General features: G+C 71.7%; 18 protein-coding genes. 5 read left to right on the top strand and 13 right to left on the bottom strand.

The annotated features are described in order from the left end of the window. Positions 1-49 precede the first annotated feature (49 nt). The 3 genes from OG432_RS30620 to OG432_RS30630 are packed head-to-tail and all read right to left on the bottom strand — an operon-like array spanning position 50 to position 4,001. Positions 50-538, bottom strand: coding sequence for a glutathione peroxidase (locus OG432_RS30620; RefSeq protein WP_328314190.1), 489 nt, complete (start codon positions 536-538; stop codon positions 50-52). Positions 539-569: 31 nt separating this feature from the next. Further along, positions 570-1,451: an acyl-CoA thioesterase gene (locus OG432_RS30625; protein WP_328314191.1), complete on the bottom strand. Its 882-nt coding sequence runs from the start codon at positions 1,449-1,451 to the stop codon at positions 570-572. 36 nt (positions 1,452-1,487) lie between these two features. Continuing rightward, on the bottom strand, positions 1,488-4,001 hold the full coding sequence (locus tag OG432_RS30630; protein ID WP_328314192.1) for a DEAD/DEAH box helicase: 2,514 nt from the start codon (positions 3,999-4,001) through the stop codon (positions 1,488-1,490). Between the two features lie 143 nt (positions 4,002-4,144). Here OG432_RS30630 and OG432_RS30635 point away from each other — a divergent pair, with 143 nt between their 5' ends. Next, positions 4,145-4,936, top strand: coding sequence for a metal-dependent hydrolase (locus OG432_RS30635; protein ID WP_328314193.1), 792 nt, complete (start codon positions 4,145-4,147; stop codon positions 4,934-4,936). A gap of 386 nt (positions 4,937-5,322) precedes the next feature. Here the strand turns inward: OG432_RS30635 and OG432_RS30640 are convergent, their stop codons facing one another. Together OG432_RS30640 and OG432_RS30645 are read right to left on the bottom strand one after the other, a co-directional pair. Continuing rightward, complete coding sequence (locus tag OG432_RS30640) at positions 5,323-7,104, bottom strand: ABC transporter ATP-binding protein (RefSeq protein ID WP_328314194.1); 1,782 nt, start codon at positions 7,102-7,104, stop codon at positions 5,323-5,325. Further along, on the bottom strand, positions 7,101-8,945 hold the full coding sequence (locus tag OG432_RS30645) for an ABC transporter ATP-binding protein (protein ID WP_328314195.1): 1,845 nt from the start codon (positions 8,943-8,945) through the stop codon (positions 7,101-7,103). The genes OG432_RS30640 and OG432_RS30645 overlap by 4 nt, the downstream gene beginning before the upstream one ends. 161 nt (positions 8,946-9,106) lie before the next feature. On the opposite strand from OG432_RS30645, the gene OG432_RS30650 reads away from it, so the two are divergent. Further along, a complete protein-coding gene (locus OG432_RS30650; protein WP_328314196.1) occupies positions 9,107-10,714 on the top strand; it encodes a peptide-N4-asparagine amidase in 1,608 nt (535 codons plus the stop codon). 97 nt (positions 10,715-10,811) lie between these two features. On the opposite strand, the gene OG432_RS30655 is transcribed toward OG432_RS30650, so the two are convergent. Then, positions 10,812-12,209, bottom strand: coding sequence for a Gfo/Idh/MocA family protein (locus OG432_RS30655; protein ID WP_328314197.1), 1,398 nt, complete (start codon positions 12,207-12,209; stop codon positions 10,812-10,814). Between the two features lie 197 nt (positions 12,210-12,406). Then, positions 12,407-12,865 carry a MarR family winged helix-turn-helix transcriptional regulator gene (locus tag OG432_RS30660; protein ID WP_328314198.1) on the bottom strand — a complete coding sequence of 153 codons (459 nt, stop codon included), beginning with the start codon at positions 12,863-12,865 and terminating at the stop codon, positions 12,407-12,409. Positions 12,866-12,981: 116 nt separating this feature from the next. On the opposite strand from OG432_RS30660, the gene OG432_RS30665 reads away from it, so the two are divergent. Then, the gene (locus OG432_RS30665; protein ID WP_328314199.1) at positions 12,982-14,793 is read left to right on the top strand and encodes an ABC transporter ATP-binding protein; all 1,812 of its coding nucleotides are present in this window, start codon (positions 12,982-12,984) and stop codon (positions 14,791-14,793) included. 119 nt (positions 14,794-14,912) lie between these two features. Here OG432_RS30665 and OG432_RS30670 read toward each other — a convergent pair whose 3' ends face one another. Beyond that, positions 14,913-15,065, bottom strand: coding sequence for a hypothetical protein (locus OG432_RS30670; RefSeq protein ID WP_328314200.1), 153 nt, complete (start codon positions 15,063-15,065; stop codon positions 14,913-14,915). A gap of 161 nt (positions 15,066-15,226) precedes the next feature. Between OG432_RS30670 and mltG the strand changes: the two genes are divergently transcribed. After that, positions 15,227-16,063, top strand: a complete 837-nt coding sequence (gene mltG / locus OG432_RS30675; RefSeq protein WP_328314201.1) for an endolytic transglycosylase MltG — start codon at positions 15,227-15,229, stop codon at positions 16,061-16,063. A gap of 36 nt (positions 16,064-16,099) precedes the next feature. On the opposite strand, the gene OG432_RS30680 is transcribed toward mltG, so the two are convergent. The 5 genes from OG432_RS30680 to OG432_RS30700 form a co-directional block, all read right to left on the bottom strand. After that, on the bottom strand, positions 16,100-17,167 hold the full coding sequence (locus OG432_RS30680) for an NAD(P)-binding domain-containing protein (RefSeq protein ID WP_328315307.1): 1,068 nt from the start codon (positions 17,165-17,167) through the stop codon (positions 16,100-16,102). A gap of 97 nt (positions 17,168-17,264) precedes the next feature. Beyond that, positions 17,265-18,473, bottom strand: a complete 1,209-nt coding sequence (locus tag OG432_RS30685; protein ID WP_328314202.1) for an LLM class flavin-dependent oxidoreductase — start codon at positions 18,471-18,473, stop codon at positions 17,265-17,267. Further along, positions 18,473-19,507: an ABC transporter substrate-binding protein gene (locus tag OG432_RS30690; protein WP_328314203.1), complete on the bottom strand. Its 1,035-nt coding sequence runs from the start codon at positions 19,505-19,507 to the stop codon at positions 18,473-18,475. Before OG432_RS30690 ends, OG432_RS30685 begins: the two co-directional genes overlap by 1 nt. A 125-nt stretch (positions 19,508-19,632) precedes the next feature. After that, positions 19,633-20,406, bottom strand: a complete 774-nt coding sequence (locus OG432_RS30695) for an ABC transporter ATP-binding protein (RefSeq protein ID WP_328314204.1) — start codon at positions 20,404-20,406, stop codon at positions 19,633-19,635. After that, complete coding sequence (locus OG432_RS30700) at positions 20,379-21,281, bottom strand: ABC transporter permease (RefSeq protein ID WP_328314205.1); 903 nt, start codon at positions 21,279-21,281, stop codon at positions 20,379-20,381. Before OG432_RS30700 ends, OG432_RS30695 begins: the two co-directional genes overlap by 28 nt. A 551-nt stretch (positions 21,282-21,832) precedes the next feature. Here OG432_RS30700 and OG432_RS30705 point away from each other — a divergent pair. Continuing rightward, positions 21,833-22,255, top strand: coding sequence for a YjbQ family protein (locus OG432_RS30705; protein WP_328314206.1), 423 nt, complete (start codon positions 21,833-21,835; stop codon positions 22,253-22,255). Positions 22,256-22,265 lie beyond the last annotated feature (10 nt).

The raw sequence follows: 22,265 nt of genomic DNA on the forward strand, positions 1-22,265 counted from the left end.
TGCCCCGACCTCGTCCGAGGCCGGGGCACCTTCGCGTCGTGGAGCCGCGTCAGGCGGGCAGGTTGGCCTCGATGAGGGCGACGACCTCGGGGGCGTCCGGCTCCGTGCGCGGACGGATGCGGGCGGCCACCTCGCCCTGCGGGGAGAGCAGGAACTTCTCGAAGTTCCACTGGATGTCGCCGGCCTCGCCGTCGGCGTCCGCCGTCTTCGTCAGCTCCGCATACAGCGGGTGGCGGGTCTCGCCGTTCACGTCGCTCTTCTCCAGCAGCGGGAAGGTCACGCCGTACGTCGCCGAGCAGAACGTGCCGATCTCCTCGGCGGTGCCGGGCTCCTGGCCGCCGAACTGGTTGCACGGCACGCCGAGCACGGTCAGGCCGCGCTGCCCGTACTGCTCCTGAAGGCGCTCAAGGCCGGCGTACTGGGGGGTCAGACCGCACTTGGACGCCACGTTCACCACGAGCACGGCACGGCCCTTGAAATCGGCGAGCGAGGTCGGCTCGCCGGACAGGGTGCGCAGCGGGATGTCGTACAGGCTCATCGGTAACTCCTTCTGGGAAAAGGTGAGTTGATCAGTCGGCGGCGGGGGTCAGGGGGCGGAAGAGACCCTCCTGGACCACCGAAACCAGCAGGTCGCCCGCGCGGTTGTAGATCCGGCCACGGGCGAGGCCCCGGCCGCCCGTCGAGACGGGGGACTCCTGGTCGTACAGGAACCATTCGTCGGCGCGGAACGGGCGGTGGAACCACATCGCGTGGTCGAGCGAGGCCATGTCGAAGCCGCGCGGCCCCCACAGCGGCTCGACCGGGATGCGCACCGCGTCCAGGAGCGTCATGTCGCTCGCGTACGTCAGCGCGCAGGTGTGCACCAGCGGGTCGTCGCCGAGCGGGCCGACCGCCCGCATCCAGACCGCGCTGCGCGGATCGGCGCCCTTGATCTCCTCGGGCGTCCAGCGCAGCCCGTCCACGTACCGGATGTCGAACGGCTGGCGGCGCGCCATCCGCTCCAGGGCCTCCGGCAGCGCGCCCAGGTGCTCGCGGATCTCCTCGGTGACCGTGGGCAGCGACTCCGGCTCGGGGAAGTCGAGGCGCGGCGGGAGCTGGTGCTCGATGCTGCCGTGCTCCGGGCGGTGGAACGACGCCGTCAGGTTGAAGATCGTGCGGCCCTGCTGCACCGCCGTGACCCGCCGGGTGGTGAAGGACCGCCCGTCGCGCACCCGCTCCACCTGGTAGACGATCGGCACACCGGGACGGCCCGGCCGCAGGAAGTAGGCGTGCAGCGAGTGCACCGGGCGCTCGCCGTCCGTGGTGCGCCCGGCCGCGACGAGGGCCTGGCCCGCGACCTGGCCGCCGAAGACCCGCTGGAGGGACTCCTCGGGGCTTCGGCCGCGGAAGATGTTGACCTCGATCTGTTCGAGGTCGAGCAGATCGACGAGTCTCTCCGCCGGGTTGGTCATGACGTCGCGGTCCTCTCCGGAACAGGGGGGTGGGGGTCAGAGTTCGCCGACGGCGGTGACGCGCAGCACCGCGCGGCCCTCCTCGTCGGAGGCCGCCAGGTCGACCTCCGCGCCGATGCCCCATCCGTGGTCGCCGTTCGGATCGGCGAACGCCTGGCGGACGCGCCACAGGCCGTGTGCCGCGTCCTCCTCGATGGAGAGCAGCTTGGGGCCGCGCGCGTCGGGCCCGGTGCCCAGGTCGTCGTACTCGTCCCAGTACTTGTCCATCGCCTCGCCCCATGCGTCCGCGTCCCAGCCGGACTCCGCGTCCAGTTCGCCGAGCGCGGTGAGGTTGTCGAGGGCCGCGAGCTCCACGCGGCGGAACATCGCGTTGCGCACGAGCACCCGGAAGGCGCGGGCGTTGGCCGTGACCGGCTTGACCTCGTCGGCCTTCTCCTGCGCCTCCTCGGCGGTCTGCACCTCGGGGTTGGCGAGCTGTTCCCACTCGTCCAGGAGCGAGGAGTCGACCTGGCGCACCATCTCGCCGAGCCACGCGATGAGGTCTTCGAGATCCTCGGTCTTCAGGTCGTCCGGGATGGTGTGGTCGAGCGCCTTGTACGCGCTCGCCAGATAGCGCAGGACGATGCCCTCGGTGCGCGCCAGCTCGTACCAGGAGGTGAACTCCGTGAAGGTGAGTGCCCGTTCGTACATGTCACGGATGACGGACTTCGGCGACACCGGGTGGTCGCCGACCCACGGGTGCGACGTCTTGTAGACGTTGTACGCGTGCCACAGCAGCTCTTCCAGCGGCTTCGGGTACGAGATGTCCTGGAGCCGCTCCATGCGCTCCTCGTACTCGACGCCGTCCGCCTTCATCTGTCCGACGGCCTCGCCGCGCGCCTTGTTCTGCATGGCGGCGAGGATCTGGCGCGGATCGTCCAGGGTCGACTCGACGACCGAGACCATGTCGAGCGCGTACGACGGCGACTCCACGTCCAGGAGGTCGAAGGCGGCGAGCGCGAACGTGGACAGCGGCTGGTTCAGCGCGAAGTCCTGCTGGAGGTCGACGGTGAGCCGGATCGTGCGGCCCTCGGCGTCCGGTGTGTCCAGCTGCTCCACCACACCGCCATCGAGCAGCGAGCGGTAGATCGCGATGGCCCGGCGGATGTGCCGCAGCTGCGCCTTGCGCGGCTCGTGGTTGTCCTCCAGGAGGTGGCGCATGGCCTCGAAGGCGTTGCCCGGCCGGGCGATCACCGAGAGCAGCATGATGTTGGTGACCCTGAAGCGCGAGGTCAGCGGCTCGGGCTCGGAGCCGATCAGCTTCTCGAAGGTGGTGTCCGACCAGCCCACGAAGCCCTCGGGTGCCTTCTTGCGAACCACCTTGCGGCGCTTCTTCGGGTCGTCGCCCGCCTTGGCGAGCGCCTTCTCGTTCTCGATGACGTGCTCGGGCGCCTGCGCCACGACATAGCCCGCCGTGTCGAAGCCGGCCCGGCCGGCGCGCCCCGCGATCTGGTGGAACTCGCGGGCCCGCAGGGTGCGTACGCGCGTGCCGTCGTACTTCGTCAGAGCCGTGAACAGCACCGTGCGGATGGGGACGTTGACGCCGACGCCGAGGGTGTCGGTGCCGCAGATGACCTTCAACAGGCCCGCCTGCGCCAGCTTTTCGACCAGCCGGCGGTACTTGGGCAGCATCCCCGCGTGGTGCACGCCGATGCCGTGCCGGACGTAACGGGACAGGTTCTGGCCGAACTTGGTGGTGAAGCGGAAGTTGCCGATCAGGTCGGCGATCTTGTCCTTCTCCTCGCGCGTACACATGTTGATCGACATCAGCGACTGCGCCCGCTCGACCGCCTGGGCCTGCGTGAAGTGCACGATGTAGACCGGCGCCTGCCGGGTCTCGAGCAGCTCGGTCAGCGTCTCCGTGATGGGTGTCGTCACGTACTCGTACGAGAGAGGCACGGGCCGGGTCGCCGAGCGGACCACCGCGGTCTCGCGGCCGGTGCGGCGCGTCAGGTCCTTCTCGAACATCGCGACGTCGCCGAGCGTGGCCGACATCAGGACGAACTGGGCCTGCGGCAGCTCCAGGATCGGGATCTGCCAGGCCCAGCCGCGGTCGCCCTCGGCGTAGAAGTGGAACTCGTCCATGACGACCTGGCCGATGTCGGCGTGCTTGCCGTCGCGCAGCGCGATCGAGGCGAGCACCTCGGCGGTGCAGCAGATGACGGGCGCGTCCGCGTTGACGGAGGCGTCACCGGTCAGCATGCCGACGTTCTCGGTGCCGAAGAGCTTGCACAGGTCGAAGAACTTCTCCGAGACCAGCGCCTTGATCGGCGCGGTGTAGAAGGTGACCTCGTCCCGGGCCAGCGCCGCGAAGTGCGCGCCCGCCGCCACCAGGCTCTTTCCGGAGCCCGTCGGGGTGGAAAGGATCACGTTGGCCCCGGACACGACCTCGATCAGCGCCTCCTCCTGGGCCGGGTACAGGGTGATGCCCTGGCCCTCGGCCCAGGTGGAGAAGGCCTCGAAGAGGGCATCGGGGTCGGCACTCGGCGGCAGCTGATCGATAAGGGTCACGCCCCCATCTTGCCTGGCCGGGCCCGTAAGCGGGAACCGGCCGCCGACGCGAAGATCATCGCAGGTAGGCTGCCAGCTCGGCCCGTCCACGGACGGGCCGTCAACTGTGCGCACGAGCAAGAGGAATGGGGCGGGGCGCGGCCATGATGGGACCAGCTCACTCACTGTCGGGGGCCGCGGCCTGGCTCGGGGTGGGCGCGGCAGCGGCCGCCTACGGGCACCCCATGCCGTGGCCGGTGCTCGTCGTGGGCGCCCTGATCACGGCGGGCGCGGCGCTGGCGCCCGACCTCGACCACAAGTCGGCGACGATCTCGCGCGCGTTCGGGCCGGTGTCCAAGGCCCTGTGCGGCATCGTCGACGACCTCTCGCACGCGGTCTACAAGGCGACCCGGGGGCCCGGTGACCCGCGCCGCAACGGCGGTCACCGCACGCTGACCCACACCTGGCTGTGGGCCGTCCTGATCGGGGCGGGTGCCTCGGCGGCGGCGGTGTTCGGCGGGCGCTGGGCGGTCCTCGCCATCCTCTTCGTGCATCTGGTTCTCGCGGTGGAGGGCCTGCTGTGGAGGGCCGCGCGGGTCTCCAGCGACGTCCTCGTGTGGCTGCTCGGCGCGACGAGTGCGTGGATCCTGGCCGGCGTCCTCGACAAGCCCGGCAACGGCTCGGACTGGCTGTTCAGCGGCCCCGGCCAGGAGTACCTGTGGCTGGGCCTGCCGATCGTCCTCGGCGCGCTGGTCCACGACATCGGCGACGCCCTGACGGTCTCGGGCTGCCCGATCCTGTGGCCCATCCCGCTCGGCCGCAAGCGCTGGGCTCCGCTCGGTCCGCCGAAGGGGATGCGGTTCCGTGCCGGGAGCTGGGTCGAGCTGAAGGTGCTGATGCCGGTGTTCATGATCCTGGGTGGGGTGGGGGCGGCTGGGGCCCTGAACTTCATCTGACCCGGGCCGGCGCGGGGCCTCGGGCACGAGGCCGTTCCTCTGGTCCTGTGCTCCTGCGGTCCTGTACCGCTGTGGCCCTACGGTGCTGTGGCTCTGCGGTGGTCCCGTTGTGGCTCCGCCACGGATTCCCCGGCCCCCATCCGCGGTCGGCCGCGGACCGTGCGTGGCCGACCGCGCAGTTCCCCGCGCCCCTCAAGGGCGTCGCCGCCCCCTCGGGCGGCGGCGAGCCGGTCCTGACTGTCCGGTTCCGGGTGGGTGGACCCGGTCGGGGGCGCGGGGAACTGCGCGACGAGCCATGTGAGGGCCGCGGTGGCAGGGGAGGCGCCGGGGGCCGGGCGCAGGCCCGGTGGGACGGGGTCGCTGAGTACCCCGCACCGCACCGCGGGTCATCCGTGCCAGGACTGCCACAGCGCCGCGTACGCCCCGCCCGCCCCCACCAGCTCCTCATGGCTGCCGAGCTCCGTGATGCGCCCGCGTTCCACCACCGCGATGACGTCCGCGTCGTGCGCGGTGTGCAGGCGGTGCGCGATCGCCACGACCGTGCGGCCGTCCAGGACGCGGGCCAGGGAACGTTCCAGATGGCGCGCGGCGCGGGGATCGAGCAGGGAGGTCGCCTCGTCCAGGACCAGCGTGTGCGGGTCCGCGAGGACGAGCCGTGCCAGCGCGATCTGCTGGGCCTGCGCAGGCGTGAGGGACAGGCCGCCCGAGCCGACCTCCGTGGCGAGGCCGTCGTCGAGCGCCCGCGCCCACCCGTCCGCGTCGACCGCCCCCAGCGCCGCCCACAGCTCGGCGTCCTCGGCGCCCGCGCGAGCGAGCAGCAGGTTGTCGCGCAGCGAGCCCACGAAGACGTGGTGCTCCTGGTTGACCAGCGCCACGTGCTCGCGCACCCGTTCCGCCGGCATCCGCGACAGCTCCGCCGCACCGAGGGTGACCCGCCCCTCGCGGGGCGCGTAGATCCCGGCGAGCAGCCGGCCGAGCGTCGACTTGCCCGCCCCGGACGGCCCGACCAGGGCGACCCGGGTGCCCGGAGCCACCGAGAGCGACACCTCGTGCAGGACGTCCACACCCTCGCGGTAGCCGAAGCGGACGTCGTCCGCCTCGACGTGCCGCCCGTCGGGCCGCACCCGCGCGTCACCGGCCGCCGGCTCGATGTCCCGGACGCCGACGAGCCGCCCGAGCGAGACCTGGGCCACCTGGAGCTCGTCGTACCAGCGCAGGATGAGCCCGACCGGCTCGACCAGCATCTGGGCGAGCAACGCGCCCGTGGTCAGCTGGCCGACCGTGATCCAGTCCTTGAGGACGAAGACCCCGCCGATCGTCAGCACCGACACCATGATCGTCATGTGGGTGACGCTGACCACGGGGAACAGCACCGAGCGCAGGAACAGCGTGTACCGCTCCCAGGCCGTCCACTCCTTGACCCGCTGGTCCGACAGCGCGATCCGGCGCGCCCCCAGGCGGTGGGCCTCGACGGTGCGCCCCGCATCGACCGTCTCGGTCAGGGCGGAGGCGACCGCCGCGTACCCGGCGGCCTCCGAGCGGTAGGCGGCCGGCGCGCGCCGGAAGTACCAGCGGCAGCCCACCACCAGCACCGGCAGTGCGACCAGCACGGCGAGGGCGAGCGGCGGAGCCGTGACACCGAGGGCGCCGAGCAGCAACGCCGCCCACACCACACCGATGGCCAGTTGTGGCACGGCCTCGCGCATCGCGTTGGCCAGGCGGTCGATGTCCGTGGTGATCCGGGACAGCAGATCGCCGGTGCCCGCGCGCTCCAGGACGCCCGGCGGCAGCCCGACCGACCGCACCAGGAAGTCCTCGCGCAGATCGGCCAGCATCTCCTCACCGAGCATTCCGCCCCGCAGGCGCACCATGCGGACGAACACGGTCTGCACGATCAGGGCCACAGAGAACAGGACGGCCACGCGCCCGAGTTGGAGGTCGCGGACCCCCGTCGACAGGTCCTCGACGACACCGCCGAGGAGGTAGGGGCCGACCATCGACGCGATCACCGCGACGGCATTGGTCCCGATCAGGACGGCGAACGCCCTGCGGTGGCGCCGCATGAGTTCACCCACGTACGCCCGGACCGTGGCCGGCGTGCCCACGGGCAGGGTGGTGGCCGACTGCGGGGCCGCCGGGTCGTACTCCGGTACCGCCACGCCGATCATGCCGACTCCTCCACTTTCTTTGTCGCCGCGGACGAGGACACGGACGCGGGCACTGACACGGACACTGGCTTCGGTTCTTCCTCGTCGCTCTCGCGGGTGACCACCGCGCGGTAGCGGGCATCGGTGCGCACGAGGTCGCGGTGGGTCCCCACCGACACCACCTCGCCCGCGTGCACGAACACGACCCGCTCGGCCGCGTCGAGCAGCAGCGGCGACGACGTGAAGACGACCGTGGTGCGCCCGGTGCGCAGCCGCTTGATGCCGTTCGCGACGCGTGCCTCGGTGTGCGAGTCCACCGCGGAGGTCGGCTCGTCGAGCACGAGCACCTCGGGATCGGCCACCAACGACCGTGCGAGGGCGAGGCGTTGGCGCTGGCCGCCGGAGAGCGAGCGGCCCCGCTCCGTGATCCGGGTGGCCATCGGGTCGCCGTCGCCGTCCACCGAGGCCTGCGCGAGTGCGTCCAGCACGTCGTCGCAGTGCGCCGCGGTCAGCGCGGCCGCCGCCTCGACCTGCCCGGACGACGGGACGTCGAGCAGCTCGCGCAGCGTGCCCGACAGCAGCACCGGATCCTTGTCCTGAACGAGGACGGCCGCGCGGGCGTCCTCGAGGGGGAGCCCGTCGAGGGACACCCCGCCGAGCAGCACCGACGGCAGCTCGTCCGACTCCGGGGCATGGCCGCCGAGCCGGTCCGCGAGCCGCCCCGCCGCGTCCGGATCGCCGCACACCACGGCCGTCAGCCGCCCCTCGGGCGCGAGCAGCCGGCTCGCCGGGTCGTACAGGTCGCCCGAGAGCGGCTCCGTAAGCGGCCCCGACGGCGCCGCCGTGTCCGCGTCGGCGGGGCCGGTGACCCGCTGGAGCGCGAGCACCCGGGCCGCCCGCTTCGCGGAGGGCCGCGAGAACGAGTACGCCATGGCGATCTCCTCGAAGTGCTGCAAGGGGTACAGCATCAGCGTCACCGCGCTGTAGACGGTGACCAGTTCGCCCACCGCGATCCGCCCGTCGAGGGCCAGATGCGCGCCGTACAGGACGACCGTGATGAGCAGCACGCCCGGGAGCAGCACCTGGACGGCCGAGATCAGCGACCACATACGGGCGCTGCGCACCGCCGCCCTGCGGACCTCCTGGGAGGCCTCCCGGTAGCGGCCGAGGAACAGCTCCTCGCCGCCGATGCCCCGAAGGACCCGCAGACCGGCGACCGTGTCGGAAGCCAACTCCGTTGCGCGGCCCGCCTTTTCGCGCTGGATGTCCGCACGCCGCGTCGCGCGCGGCAGCAGCGGAAGGACGGCCAGCGCGAGGACGGGCACGCCGATCGCGACGACCATGCCGAGCGCGGGCTGGTAGAGGACCAGACCGACGCAGATGATCACCAGTGCGGCCGCGGCCGCGACGAACCGCGACAGCGCCTCGACGAACCATCCGATCTTTTCGACGTCACCGGTGGAGACCGCCACCACTTCGCCCGCCGCGACCCGGCGCGTCAGCACCGAGCCGAGGTCGGCGGCCTTGCGGGCCAGGAGCTGTTGCACCCGGGCCGCTGCGGTGATCCAGTTGGTCACGGCCGTGCGGTGGAGCATCATTTCGCCGAGCGCGATGGCCACGCCGAGCAGCACGTTGAGGGCCGCGGCCAGCGCGAGCCGGTCGCCCGAGCGGTCGATGGCCGCCTGCACGGCGAGGCCGACGGTCAGCGGGAGCCCGGCGATGCCGCACTGGTGGAGCAGTCCCCAGCCGAGCGCCTTGAGCTGGCCGCCGAGCTGGTTGCGGCCCAGCCAGTACAGGAAGCGCGGGCCCGAACGGACATCCGGCGCACCCGGATCCGTGTAGGGAAGATCGCGAATTTGCATGACGTCCCGGGATTCCTTGCGTCGAGTGGCATGAGCCGTGCAAGGTTCGCCCCTTCGCGATGTGGATTTCAATCGATTTTTCCGCGTTGGGGCCCAGAACCCGCCACCGGCCACCCGCTGGGTCTGGCGCCGCGACCGTGCTCGCGCTTCACTCCTGGTCCATGAGACGACGAAGGATCATGTCCATGCTCGGCGGCCTCACCCTGGCCGCCGGACTGATGCTCGGAGCGGGCCCGGCCCACGCGGCAGACCCCCCGCCCATCGAGTTCGGCACCGACTGGCACGACCCGCTGACCGCGGCGCCCCCGGTGGCCACTCCGCACACGAAGTCCTGCCACGTCACCCTTGCCGAGGCCCAGTTCCGCGACTTCACTCCCTACAAGGGGAGTTACGCACCGCCCAAGGGCTGCGGCGACCGGTGGAGCAAGGTAGTGCTCCGCCTCGACGGCAAGGTCAAGGGGCGCCAGTACGACCGTCTGGGCTATCTCCACGTGGGCGGCGTTGAGGTGCTGCGCACATCCACCCCCGAGCCTTCGGTGGACGGCATCGCCTGGAACGTCGAGAAGGACGTCACGCGCTACAGCGCCACCCTCCGATCCGCGCAGCCCGTCGAGATGCTCATCGGGAACACCGTCGACGACACCTACACCGGCGTCATCGACGTCAAGGTGACCCTCACGTTCTACGCCGCCGACGCCAGGACCGCGCCCGCGGCGACCCCCGACCGGGTGCTCCCGCTGGACGCGGCGCAGGTCACCACGGGGCGCAACTCCGAACGCCTCCTCGCCGAGGTGTACGCCACCGGTTCGGGCGGCGGCTGCGAGGAGTTCTGGTACCTCGCCGTCCCCGACCCCGCCCCCTACTCCTGCAAGGCGCCGGCCGGCCCCAACCGCGAGGTGCGCATCGCCGTGGACGGCCAACTCGCGGGCGTGGCGGCGCCGTTCCCCACGGTGTGGACGGGCGGCTGGTCCAACCCCTTCCTCTGGTACGTCGTGCCCGCGCCCCGCGCCTTCGACGTACAGCCGGTCACCTATGATCTGACGCCGTACGCGGCCCTGCTCAACGACGGCCGTCCCCACCGGGTCGAGGTGTCGGTCGCCGGCGTTCCCGCCGGGCAGGACGGCTGGTCCACGCCGGCCAACCTGCTCGTCTGGCAGGACCACGGACGCGAGGTCGTCACCGGAGCACTGACCCGTCACGACGAGACGGCGCCGGTCGACTCGACGACGTACAAGCCCGGTTCACCCGAACTGCGGCTCGACGCCGCGAGCAGTCACCGTCTCACCACGGCCGGATACCTCGACACCTCGCACGGCCGCGTCACCACCACGGTCACCCGCTCGGTGTCGGGCGACTCGGCGCACCGGTGGACCGAGGGTGAGAACACCGATGCGCTGAAGGGCAGTTGGCGCGACGACGAGAGCGTGACGACCCGGGGCCGCGGCCCGGCCGTGACCGTGCGGAACGACCGCACGTACACGATGGACGGAACGACGACCATCGCCGCGGACGGCCGGCTGCGCACCGCCATCACCCTCGGCGACCGGGCGAACTCCCTCACCCTGCACGGCACGCGCCCCACGGCCTTCTCCCACCTCGACGACACCTACCGGGGCGACGCCTCCTGGACCATGAACGTCCCCCGAGAGCAGCGCCACGCGACCGGCACCTCCGCCGAGCGCTACCGCCTGTACGGCTCGGACGGCTGCTACGACCACAGCCTCACGACCGCCCAGGGCGCCCTGACGGAGGACGTACGGCGCTGCTGAGCCTCGCGGGTGGATCGGCCGGTGCCGGCCGGCACCGGCCGACCCACCCGTACCACCCGTACGGCATCGCCGGGGGCCGCAAGGCCCCAGTGCGCACTCACACCTCGGCGGGCTTCACGGAGTCCACTCCGGGCCGGGCCTTCTTCCATTCACCGCGGGTGAAGTCGGGGATCTCCTGCGGCATGCCCCGCTGCTTGATCGACAGGTGGCTCAGGGGGACCGGGGAGCTCCAGGTCGCCGCGTCGTACACGTCGAAGTCGGGTACGAGTCCCAGACGCATGCACTGCATCAGCCGGAACACCAGCATGTAGTCCATCCCGCCATGGGTGCCCGGCGGGTTGGCGTGCTCCTTCCACAGCCAGTGGTCCCACTCGGCGTACCGCGAGAAGTCGCCCCACGCGTCGTTCCCGTGGTCCGGCTCGATGTAGATCCGCTCGGGGTAGTCCTCGAAGAGCCCCTTGGTGCCGGCGAGGCTGTTGATCCGGCTGTAGGGGTGGGGCGTCGACACATCGTGCTCCAGCCGGATCACCCGCCCCTTCGCGGTCTGCACGAGGCTGATCGTGCGATCGCTTCCGATGTACGTCTCCTTCCAACTCGCGTCTCCCGCAGGCATGTTGGCGGCCCGGTACTGTGCGAGGCCCAGCGAGGGCGAGCCGACGCTGACGATGCTCACCGCACGGTCGCCGCGGTTGAGGTCCATGTAGTTGGCGACGGGACCGAAGCCGTGGTTGGGATACAGGTCGCCGCGGAGCCGGGTGTGCCAGAGCCGGCGCCAGGGGCCCTCGTAGTAGGCGGGGTCGAACATCATCGCGCGCAGATCGTGGTTGTACGCCCCCGCGCCGTGCAGCAGATCACCGAACGTGCCGGCGTGCGCCATGCGCAGCACCCGCATCTCGTTGCGTCCGTAGCAGCAGTTCTCCAGCTGCATGCAGTGCCTGCGGGTCCGTTCGGAGAGGTCCACCAGGTCCCACAGCTGATCCAGCCGGAGCGCCAGGGGGCACTCCACGCCGACATGGACCCCGTTCAGGAGCGCCGATCCGGCGATGTCGAAGTGGGAGTCCCAGGGGGTCGCCACGTGTGCGAAGTCGATGTCACCGCGCCTGAGCAGCTGTTCGTAGTCGTGGTCGCCGTGGACGTACACGGCGGGCGCGGGCTGCCCGGCGGCGGCGACCTTGGCGGCGGCCCGCTCGGCCTTCGCCTTCACCGGGTCGCACAGCGCCACCACGGCGACGCCCGGCAGGGCCAGATACAGATCGAGCATCGCGGCGCCGCGGTTGCCGAGGCCCACCATCGCGACGCGTACGGTCGAACGCCGCTGGAAGGGGACCCCGGCCATGGTGGCGCCCCGGCGCGGCCGCTCCCGCACCGGCGTCCGCCCGGCCGCCGCGGCCGGGCCGCCCGACGCGCCGATCCCGACGGCGGCGCCCGCGGCCCCCGCGGACCACAGGACGGAGCGGCGGCTGACGTCGTGGTGCTCCGGTGCTGTGTCGTGCATTGAGGCTCCAGGTGATCGACCGGATGTCCAGGCGCCGACGCGCGCGGTCCCCGCCCGGCCCCGGGAGATCCCGGGAAGGGCGGGGCGGGGGAGCGCGCAAGGGTGTCGGCTGGACTCTTGATACCGGTCGGCGGGCGCCTGGTGGCGTTTCATCGGGAGGGCGCGAAGGGTGTGTCGGGCGATGCGGCGGCGCTCGCTCAGCAGCCGCGCTCCGGGGCTCCGTCCACCAGCGTCGTCAGCAGTCCGCCGAGCACCTCGCGCTGTTCGGCGGTCAACGGGGCGAGGATCTCCTCCGCGGCGCCCCTGCGCGCGCCGCGCAGCGTGCGCAGCGTGGCGCGGCCCGCGTCGGTGAGCTCGATCCGGATCACCCGGCGGTTGCTCGGATCGGGCACCCGGCGCACGTCGCCGCTCTCCTCCAGCGCGTCGACCAGGGTGGTGACGGCGCGGGGCACCACTTCGAGGCGCGCGGCGAGGTCGGCCATGCGCGGCGGCTCGTTCCAGTGCGCCACCGTGCGCAGCAGCCGGAACTGGGCGGGCGTGATGCCGACCGGCTCCAGGTGGTGCTTCTGGATCCGGTGCAGTCGGCGGGTGAGTCTCAGCAACTGCTCGGCCAGCAGACCGTCGGCGTCGGGGGCCCGGGAAATGTGTGGCTGCATACGGGAACAATAACAGGACCTGGTTCATTGTGAGTATAGGTAACAATGAGCTATGCTCTCGAAGTCGTCGCCGCTCCGCCTCCCGGCGGGCGCCCTCATCCCTGGCGAAGGAGCCCATGCGCCCCGAACAATCCACCTGGACACCCCCGCCCCGCGGCGCCGAGCCCCCGGAGCCGGCTCAGGTCCGCCGCATCCTCACCCTGTTCCGCCCCTACCGCGCCCGGCTCGCCATCGTCGGACTGCTCGTGGCCGCGTCCTCGCTCGTCTCGGTCGCCTCGCCGTTCCTGCTGCGCGAGATCCTCGACGTGGCCATTCCGCACCACCGCACCGGCCTGCTGAGCCTGCTCGCCCTCGGCATGATCGGCACGGCGGTCCTCACCAGCGTCTTCGGCGTGCTCCAGACCCTGATCAGCACCACCGTCGGCCAGCGCGTCATGCACGACCTGCGCACGGCGGTGTACGCCCAGCTCCAGCGGATGCCGCTCGCCTTCTTCACCAGGACCCGCACCGGCGAGGTGCAGTCCCGCATCGCCAACGACATCGGCGGAATGCAGGCGACGGTCACCTCCACCGCCACCTCCCTGGTCTCCAACCTGACGGCCGTCGTGGCCTCCGTCGTCGCGATGCTCGCCCTGGACTGGCGCCTGACCTGTGTCTCGCTCCTGCTGCTGCCGGTGTTCGTGTGGATCAGCCGCCGGGTCGGCCGTGAGCGCAAGAAGATCACCACCCAGCGTCAGAAGCAGATGGCCGCGATGGCCGCCGAGGTCACCGAATCGCTCTCGGTCAGCGGCATTCTGCTCGGCCGCACCATGGGCCGTGCCGACTCGCTGACCAAGAACTTCGCCGCCGAGTCCGAGCGTCTGGTCGACCTCGAAGTGCGCTCCAACATGGCCGGGCGCTGGCGCATGTCCACCATCGGCATCGTCATGGCCGCCATGCCCGCCGTCATCTACTGGGCGGCCGGCCTCGCCCTCCAGACCGACGGCCCCTCGATCTCCATCGGTACGCTCGTCGCCTTCGTCTCGCTCCAGCAGGGCCTGTTCCGCCCCGCCGTGAGCCTGCTCGCCACGGGTGTGCAGATGCAGACCTCGCTCGCCCTCTTCCAGCGCATCTTCGAATACCTCGATCTGCCCGTGGACATCACCGAGGCCGACGAGCCGGTACGCCTGACCACGGTGCGCGGCACCGTCCGCTTCGAAGACGTCGACTTCCGCTACGACGAGAAGCAGGAACGCCCCACCCTCGCGGGCATCGACCTGACCGTGCCCGCGGGCGGCAGCCTCGCCGTGGTCGGCCCCACGGGCTCCGGCAAGTCCACGCTCAGCTATCTGGTGCCGCGCCTGTACGACGTGACCGGCGGCCGCGTCACCCTGGACGGCGTCGACGTGCGCGACCTGGACTTCGACAGCCTGGCCCGAGCGGTCGGCGTGGTCTCCCAGGAGACGTACCTCTTCCACGCCTCCGTCGCCGAGAACCTCCGCTTCGCCAAGCCCGACGCCACCGACGAGGAGCTGGAGGCCGCGGCCCGCGCGGCGCAGATCCACGACCACATCGTGTCGCTGCCCGACGGCTACGACACCCTGGTCGGCGAGCGCGGCTACCGGTTCTCCGGAGGCGAGAAGCAGCGGCTGGCGATTGCCCGGACCATCCTGCGCGACCCGCCCGTGCTCATCCTCGACGAGGCGACCAGCGCGCTCGACACCCGCACCGAGCACGCGGTGCAGCAGGCCATCGACGCGCTCTCCGAAGGCCGCACCACCATCACCATCGCCCACCGCCTCTCCACGGTGCGCGACGCGGACCAGATCGTCGTCCTCGACGGGGGAGTCATCGCCGAGCGCGGCACCCACGAGGAACTGGTCGACCGGGACGGCAGATACGCGGCGCTGGTGCGCAGGGATGCCGAGCCGGCCCCCGTGCGGAGTTGAGCCCGCTCTCCCGGTCGCGGCCCGTGTCGCCCGGGGTGGAGCCGGCCGCCGAGGCCCCGCACACGGCGACGCCGCCGCTCCCGTGGGACGGGGAACGGCGGCGCCGGGCGTGACGACCGTCAGACGAGCCAGCCGAGGAAGTGGAAGACGCCGGCGAGCAGGTCGGTGATGAGGTTCATGATCGTGCTTTCTGCTGGTGCGGTGGCATCGGAGCGATGCCGTCGTGGGACTGCGCAAGGCCCGGTCTGCAGCCCGTCGCTTGCGCCCCTCAAGCATCCTTCGCCACAGGGGAGTTGAGCAACGAATGGCGTGACGATCACGCGTACCAGCGAACACCCGATCCCCTGTTCGTGTGTTCTCCTGCTCCGTATGGGCACGCGTCGACGACCCCCGAATGTCTGATATGTCGTAAATTCGGGGGTAGCGTGCCGCCATGAGTGAGACCCCGTACGGCCGTCGCCCCCGGCTGACCCGCCGCGGCCGACTGCTCCTGTTGCTGGTCGCCCTGCTCGTGGTGGCCGCCGTGGTGCTCGTCCTGGTGCTGCGGCAGTCCGGCGCGCCGCCCCGGAGCCTCGTCGTGCCGGAGGGCTGGCGGGCGAGCCAGGTGTACGCGGCCGTCGACAAGCGCCTCGATCTGTCGCCCGGCACCGCCAAGAAGGCCGCGGCCGCCACGAAGCTCAAGCTGCCGGCCGAGGCGCGGGGCAATCCCGAGGGATATCTGTTCCCGGCGACCTATCCGGTCACGGACGACACGACCCCGGGCGGCCTGCTCGGCTACATGGTCGAGACCGCCAACCGGCGTTTCGGTCAGGACCGCATCACGGAAGGCGCCCGGGGTAGTGGGCTGACGGTCTATCAGGTGGTGACCATCGCCGGGATCGTGCAGGCCGAAGCCGACTCGGTGGCCGACATGGGCAAGGTCGCGCGCGTCATCCGCAACCGTCTGCAGCGCGGTATGCCGCTCCAGATGGACTCCACGCTGAACTACGCACTCAACCGCTCGACGCTGGCCACCACGACGGACGACACCAGGACCGACAGCCCGTACAACACCTATGAGCACAAAGGGCTGCCGCCGACGCCCATCGCCAACCCCGGGCAGCAGGCCGTGGACGCCGCGATCCGCCCCACACCCGGCGCCTGGCTGTACTTCGTGACCGTGGCGCCCGGCGACACCCGGTTCACCGACAGCTACGCCCAACAGCTGGACAACGTAAGGGAGTTCAACGAGAACCAGAAGAAGCGCGACGGCGGCCGACCGCAAGGCTGATCACCGGGCCGCTCGCAAGGCTGATCGCAGAACGCATCACACCCCGGCCGGTTCGCGCTCCAGGAGCCGCACGATCTCTCGCACCGCCGCGCGGCCCGCGCGGTTGGCTCCGATCGTGGATGCCGAGGGGCCGTAGCCGACCAGATGGACCCGCTCGTCCCGGACCGCCCTGGTCCCGTCGAGCCGGATGCCGCCACCCGCCTCGCGCAGCCGCAGCGGAGCGAGATGGCCGACGACCGGACGGAAACCGGTGGCCCAGACGATGGCGTCGGCCTCGACGCTCCGTCCGTCGTCCCAGGCGACCCCGTGCTCGGTCAGCCGGTCGAACATCGGCAGCCGGTCGAGGACGCCCTTCGCCCGCGCCGCCCGCACGGCGTCGTTCAGTGGCAGCCCGGTCACCGACACCACGCTCCTCGGCGCCAGCCCGAGACGCACCCGCTCCTCCACCATCGCCACGGCCTCCCGCCCGGCCTCCTCGTCGAAGGGGCCCTCGCGAAAGACCGGCGGCCGCCGCGTCACCCAGGTCGTCCGCGCCGCCACCTCGGCGATCTCCATCAGATGCTGGGTGCCCGAGGCCCCGCCGCCCACCACGACCACCCGCTGCCCGGTGAACGCGCCGGGTCCCGGATAGTCCGCCGTGTGCAACTGCCGCCCCCGGAACACCTCGTGGCCCGGGTAGCGCGGCCAGAACGGCCGGTCCCAGGTCCCGGTCGCGTTGATCAGCGTGCGCGTGGCGAACCCGCCCTCCGAGGTCTCGACGAGCAGCCGGCCGCCGTCGCCCTCCCGTACGGCGGCCACGTCCACGGGCCGGTGCACCCGCAGGCCGAAGGCGTCCTCGTACGCGGCGAAATACTCTCCGATCACCTCGGACGACGGACGTCCGGCGGCCGCGCCGGTCAGCTCCATGCCGGGCAGCGCGTGCATGCCGTGCACCTTGCCGTAGGTGAGAGAGGGCCAGCGGAACTGCCAGGCGCCGCCCGGACGCGGCGCGTGGTCGAGCACCACGAAGTCGCGGCCGGGCTCCAGGCCCGCCCGCCGCAGGTGGTAGGCGCCGGACAGACCCGCCTGCCCGGCGCCTATGACCACCACGTCCATCTCGCGCACCCCGATGCCGTTCACGGTTCTACCAACCGCGCCGGGTGCGGAGATCTTCCCGGGCCGGACCGCTCGGCGACCGCGCCCGGTCAGCGACCGCGTCCGTTCAGCGGCCGCCACCCACGAGGAGCGGGGCCCCGCCCGGCGCGGACGCCGGGCGCCCGCTCGCCGCGGGCACCCCCAGCAGCGGTGAGGCCGGGATGGTCGCGAGAAGCCCGCGTGCCGCGAGGTCCGGGGTCACGCCCTCGCCGAACCAGTAGGCCTCCTCCAGATGCGGGTAGCCCGAGAGCACGAAGTGCTCGACGCCGAGCTCGTGGTACTCCTCGATCCGGTCGGCCACCTGCGCATGGCTTCCGACCAGGGCCGTGCCGGCCCCACCGCGCACCAGACCCACGCCCGCCCACAGGTTCGGCGAGATCTCCAGGGAGTCCCGCGAGCCGCCGTGCAGGGCGAGCATCCGCTGCTGGCCCACCGACTCGCTCTTGCCGAGCGCCTGCTGGGCCGCTGCGATCGTCTCGGCGTCGAGATCGCCGAGCAGCCGGTCGGCCGTCGCCCACGCCTCGCGCGAGGAGTCCCGCGAGATGGTGTGCAGCCGGATGCCGAAGCGCACCGTGCGCCCGCGCTCCTCGGCGAGCCCCCGGATCCAGTCGATCTTCTGCTTCACCTGCGCGGGGGGCTCGCCCCAGGTCAGATAGACATCCGCGTGATCGGCGGCCACCGGGCCCGCGGCCGGCGAGGAGCCCCCGAAGAAGATCTCCGGCAGCGGGTCCGGCGGCAGCGCGGTCAGGCCGCCCTCCACCTGGTAGTGCTCGCCGTCGAAGTCGTACGGCTGCCCGCGCCAGACGCCCCGTACGACCGAGAGGAACTCCGAGGTCCTGGCGTAGCGCCGGTCGTGGTCGAGGTGGTCGCCGAAGCGCCGCTGCTCGGTGGAGTCTCCGCCCGTCACCACGTTGAGCAGCAGCCGTCCGCGCGTGATGCGCTGGTAGGTGGCGGCCATCTGCGCGGCGAGCACGGGGGAGATCACACCGGGCCGGAAGGCGACGAGGAACTTCAGCCGCTCGGTGTGCTGGGCGAGCGCGACCGTCGTCAGCCACGCGTCCTCGCACCACGTGCCCGTGGGCGTCAGCACCGCTTCGAAGCCCAACTGCTCGGCCGCTTTGGCGATTTGGGCCAGATAATCGATGTCGGGCGCGCGCACCCCGGTCACGGGGGAGAGCCGCGAGCGCTTGAGGCCGCCGTCGGTGTAGGCGTGGCGGTCGACCAGGGTACGGCCGTCACCGCCGGTGGGCAGGAACCAGTGCAGGTGAACGGTCATCAGGAAGAGGCCTTTCCGTACGAGCGGGGCGCGGTGGTGGAGGGGGGAAGCGAGCCGTTGAAGCGGGTGTCGACGTAGTCCTTGAAGGAGAAGCGCCGAGGGATCAGCTTCAGATCCGCGAAGGTGTCGGCGATCTGCTGCTCGGAGGAGATCGCGGCGTCGTCCACGGCCACCGCGACGCGGGTTCCGTTGCTGCGCTTCACCGAGTCGAGCGCGACGGAGTAGGGCAGTCCGGTCTCCTTCGACCAGACCTTGGCCCACTCCTCGGGGTGCTTGAAGACCCAGTCCTGGGCGCGGTTGAGGCGCTGCAGATAGTCGCCGATGGCCTTCGCCTTCGCCGGGTCCTTGAGCGCGGCCGGCGAGGCGACCTGGAATCCGAGGCCGTTGACCTGCCCCTCACCGGTCGTCAGGATCCGCCCCTTCTTGGAGCCGAGGACCTGCGAGGTGTACGGGTCCCACACCGCCCAGGCGTCGACCTTGCCCCGGTTGAACGCGGCCAGCGCGTCGGCCGGCTGGAGGTAGGTGGGCGTGACGTCGCCGATGCCGAGCCCGGCCTTCTTCAAGGTGGACAGCAACTGGTAGTGGGCGGAGCTGCCCTGGGCCACGGCGATCGACTTGCCCTTGAGGTCGGAGGGCCGCTTCAGCGGGGAGTCCTCGGGGACGAGGATCGCCTCGCCCGCGGAGGAGCCATGAGTCGCCGCCACGATCTTGATCTTGGAGTTGGCTCCCGCGGCGAAGACCGGTGGCGTGTTGCCGACCCCGCCGATGTCGACGGCCTTGGCGTTGACCGCTTCGAGCAGCGGCGGCCCGGAGGTGAAGGTGGACCATTTGATCGTGTAGTCGAGGTGGTCGAGCTCACCGGCCGCCTTGAGGATGGCCTCCGAACCGCCCTTCTGGTCACCGACGTCGAGCGTGACCGAGCCGGAGCCCGAGCCGGACCCGGCCTTGGTGTCCGCGGCCGAGTTCCCGCCGCACGCGGCCAGAAGCACGGTGAGCGGCAGAAGCATCAAAACGGGCAGGGTGTGGCGTCGCATGGATACGTTCTTTCCTTCGCGGAGATCGCACAGTGCGCGGGGTGCGCCGAGCGGGGTGCGGGCGGGGTCGTTGAGGTTCGGGGCGGGTTCCCGTCAGGTTCCCGTGCCGGAATCGGGCGCCGGAGTCAGGCGGCGGAGGCGGTGGCGACAGCGGGCTGTTCCACGCCGAGTTCGCCCAGCAGGCGGGAGCGCAGCGCGGCGAAGCCGGGCGCGCCGACCGAGCGGGGCCGCTCCAGCGGGACGGACGTGTCATGGGCGATGGCGCCGTCCCGCATGACCAGGACGCGGTCGGCGAGCAGCAGTGCCTCATCCACGTCGTGCGTCACCAGCAGGACCGCGCAGCCGCGTCGCTGCCAGAGTTCGGCGACCAGTTGCTGTGCCTTGATCCGGGTCAGCGCGTCGAGCGCGCCGAACGGTTCGTCGAGCAGCAGCAGATCGGGTTCGCGCACCAGCGCTCGGGCGAGCGAGGCGCGCTGGGCCTCGCCGCCGGAGAGCGTCTTGGGCCACGCACCGGAGCGGTGGCCGAGCCCGACCTCCTCCAACGCCGCCTCCGCGAGCGCCCGTTGGGGCTTGCCGGGCAGTCCGAGCAGTACGTTGCGCCACACCCGCTTCCAGGGCATGAGGCGCGGTGCCTGGAAGGCCACGGCCCGCCGCCGGGGAACCAGCACCGTGCCCTCGATCTCCCGGTCGAGACCGGCGAGTACCCGCAGCAGCGTCGATTTGCCGCAGCCGCTGCGCCCGAGCAGCGCGGTGAACTCGCCCGCCCGCAGGGTGAGATCGAGTCCGTCGATGACGGGTCGCCCGTCGAACGCGCGGGTCAGTCCCTCGACCCGTACGGCGTCGGCATCGGTGGGGGCGGTGGCGGTGGTGGTCACTGGCCCGTGAAGGTCGGTCGCCATTGCAGGAGCAGCCTTTCGAGAGTGCGGACGACGGCGTCGGCGAGCAGGCCGAGGAAGGCGTACACGACCAGGCACACGACGATCACGTCGGTGCGGAAGAACTCGCGGGCCTGGTTCATCAGGAAGCCGATGCCGGCGTCCGCGTTGATCGACTCGCCGAACACCAGGGCGAGCCAGGCCGTGGCGAGGGAGTACCGCAGCCCGGTCATCGCGCCCGGAAGGGCGCCCGGGAGCACCACATGGCGCACCAGACCCCATCGGCCGAGCCCCAACGCCTTTCCCGCTTCCACGAGTTGGGCGTCCACGCCGCGAATCCCGGCGTACACGTTCAGATACAGATGGAAGGCCACGCCGAGCGCGATGAGGGCGACCTTGGGTGCCTCGCCGATGCCGAGCCAGATGATGAACAGCGGGATCAGGCCGACCCAGGGCACGGTGCGCAGCATCTGCACGGTGGCGTCGATCAGGTCCTCGCCGAGCCGCGAGAGCCCGGAGAGCAGGGCCAGGACGATCCCGGCCACGCCCCCGACGAGCAGGCCCACCGCCACGCGCTGGAGCGAGATGCCCATCGCCGACGGCAGCGTCCCGTCCGAGATCAGATCGGTGCCGGCGCGGGCGACCGTGCCGGGCGAGGCGAGCGTGTCGGGGCTCAACACCCCGGTGGCGCTGAGGACTTGCCACAGGACGAGCAGGGTCAGCGGCCCCACGGTGCGGCGCAGCCAGCGCGGCACCGAGCGAAGCCGGCCGCCCCGCGAGGCGAGGGGAACGACGGGTTCGAGTGCGGGGCCGGCGGGTGGCGCGGTGGCGGCGCCGCGGGGCGGGGCGGCTTCTTCGGCCGGGGCGACGGCATCCGGCGGGGCATGGTCGACGGTCATGGGAACTCCATGGGTCCAAGCGGTGGAAGGCGCTGGGCAGGGGCGGCCCCGGGCAGGCCGGACCGGCGCGGGCCGGCGTGGACGGTCGCGAAGGCAGGCCCTTGCGGGGCGGGAGCGCGGGTGCTGGTACGGAGCGTGACCTCGCGGCATCGCGACCGCGCACGGACGGGTGTCAGTGGGCGAGGGCGAGGCGTGCGAAGAGCCGGGGAAACCCGGGACGGCTCCGTGTCAGGACTGGTGCGGTGAAAGCCGGGGGGAAGGCCGGCGGCGCCGGTGGGCCGAGGCGGAAGGCGTCAACAGCCGGACGGGACGCGCCGGAACGTCAGCAGCCGCGACAACAGGCGGCGGACGCCACCCGCAGCAGGTCGATGTGACCGCGCGTGGTGAGCAGGGCTGAACGTGACATGGCGTGAACGTAGCGACCCGTTCCGGACGGGGTCAACGACGTCTCGCCCCTCGGACGCGTGATCTTGCCCATTGGGCGACCCATGGGGTGGCGGCTTCGGTGCGGCACAGCGCGTACCGGGCGTGCGGCCGGGAAGATGAGAGACATGTCCGACGCCTTCACCACCCATGTCCTGACCATCACGACCGGCTCGCAGGAGACGGTGACCGATCTGACCGGCGACTGCGAGGAGTTCCTGCGCCGGCACGCGGCGGGCCGCGACGGTCTGCTCAACGTCTTCGTGCCGCACGCCACCGCCGGCATCGGTGTCCTGGAGACCGGTGCGGGCAGCGACGACGATCTGCTCGCCGCGCTGCACACCCTGCTTCCCGCCGACGACCGCTGGCAGCACCGGCACGGCAGCCCCGGCCACGGCCGCGACCACGTCGTGCCCGTGCTCGTCGCGCCGCACGCCACGCTGCCGGTCGTCGGCGGCCGGCTCGCCCTCGGCACCTGGCAGTCGGTGTGCCTGGTGGATACGAACAAGGACAATCCCAACCGGCAGGTCCGGCTCAGTTTTCTCGGCTGAACCGGGCGAA

Source organism: Streptomyces sp. NBC_00442 (assembly GCF_036014195.1).
Classification (GTDB): domain Bacteria; phylum Actinomycetota; class Actinomycetes; order Streptomycetales; family Streptomycetaceae; genus Streptomyces.

Bases quoted from the DNA above. Each gene is read 5' to 3' on its own strand.
- OG432_RS30695 (WP_328314204.1), bottom strand. From the start codon at position 20,406: ATGGCGACCGACCTTCACGGGCCAGTGACCACCACCGCCACCGCCCCC.
- OG432_RS30620 (WP_328314190.1), bottom strand. From the start codon at position 538: ATGAGCCTGTACGACATCCCGCTGCGCACCCTGTCCGGCGAGCCGACC.
- OG432_RS30660 (WP_328314198.1), bottom strand. From the start codon at position 12,865: ATGCAGCCACACATTTCCCGGGCCCCCGACGCCGACGGTCTGCTGGCC.
- OG432_RS30640 (WP_328314194.1), bottom strand. From the start codon at position 7,104: ATGATCGGCGTGGCGGTACCGGAGTACGACCCGGCGGCCCCGCAGTCG.
- OG432_RS30625 (WP_328314191.1), bottom strand. From the start codon at position 1,451: ATGACCAACCCGGCGGAGAGACTCGTCGATCTGCTCGACCTCGAACAG.
- OG432_RS30655 (WP_328314197.1), bottom strand. From the start codon at position 12,209: ATGCACGACACAGCACCGGAGCACCACGACGTCAGCCGCCGCTCCGTC.
- OG432_RS30700 (WP_328314205.1), bottom strand. From the start codon at position 21,281: ATGACCGTCGACCATGCCCCGCCGGATGCCGTCGCCCCGGCCGAAGAA.
- OG432_RS30645 (WP_328314195.1), bottom strand. From the start codon at position 8,945: ATGCAAATTCGCGATCTTCCCTACACGGATCCGGGTGCGCCGGATGTC.
- mltG (WP_328314201.1), top strand. From the start codon at position 15,227: ATGAGTGAGACCCCGTACGGCCGTCGCCCCCGGCTGACCCGCCGCGGC.
- OG432_RS30705 (WP_328314206.1), top strand. From the start codon at position 21,833: ATGTCCGACGCCTTCACCACCCATGTCCTGACCATCACGACCGGCTCG.
- OG432_RS30690 (WP_328314203.1), bottom strand. From the start codon at position 19,507: ATGCGACGCCACACCCTGCCCGTTTTGATGCTTCTGCCGCTCACCGTG.
- OG432_RS30665 (WP_328314199.1), top strand. From the start codon at position 12,982: ATGCGCCCCGAACAATCCACCTGGACACCCCCGCCCCGCGGCGCCGAG.
- OG432_RS30685 (WP_328314202.1), bottom strand. From the start codon at position 18,473: ATGACCGTTCACCTGCACTGGTTCCTGCCCACCGGCGGTGACGGCCGT.
- OG432_RS30650 (WP_328314196.1), top strand. From the start codon at position 9,107: ATGAGACGACGAAGGATCATGTCCATGCTCGGCGGCCTCACCCTGGCC.
- OG432_RS30635 (WP_328314193.1), top strand. From the start codon at position 4,145: ATGATGGGACCAGCTCACTCACTGTCGGGGGCCGCGGCCTGGCTCGGG.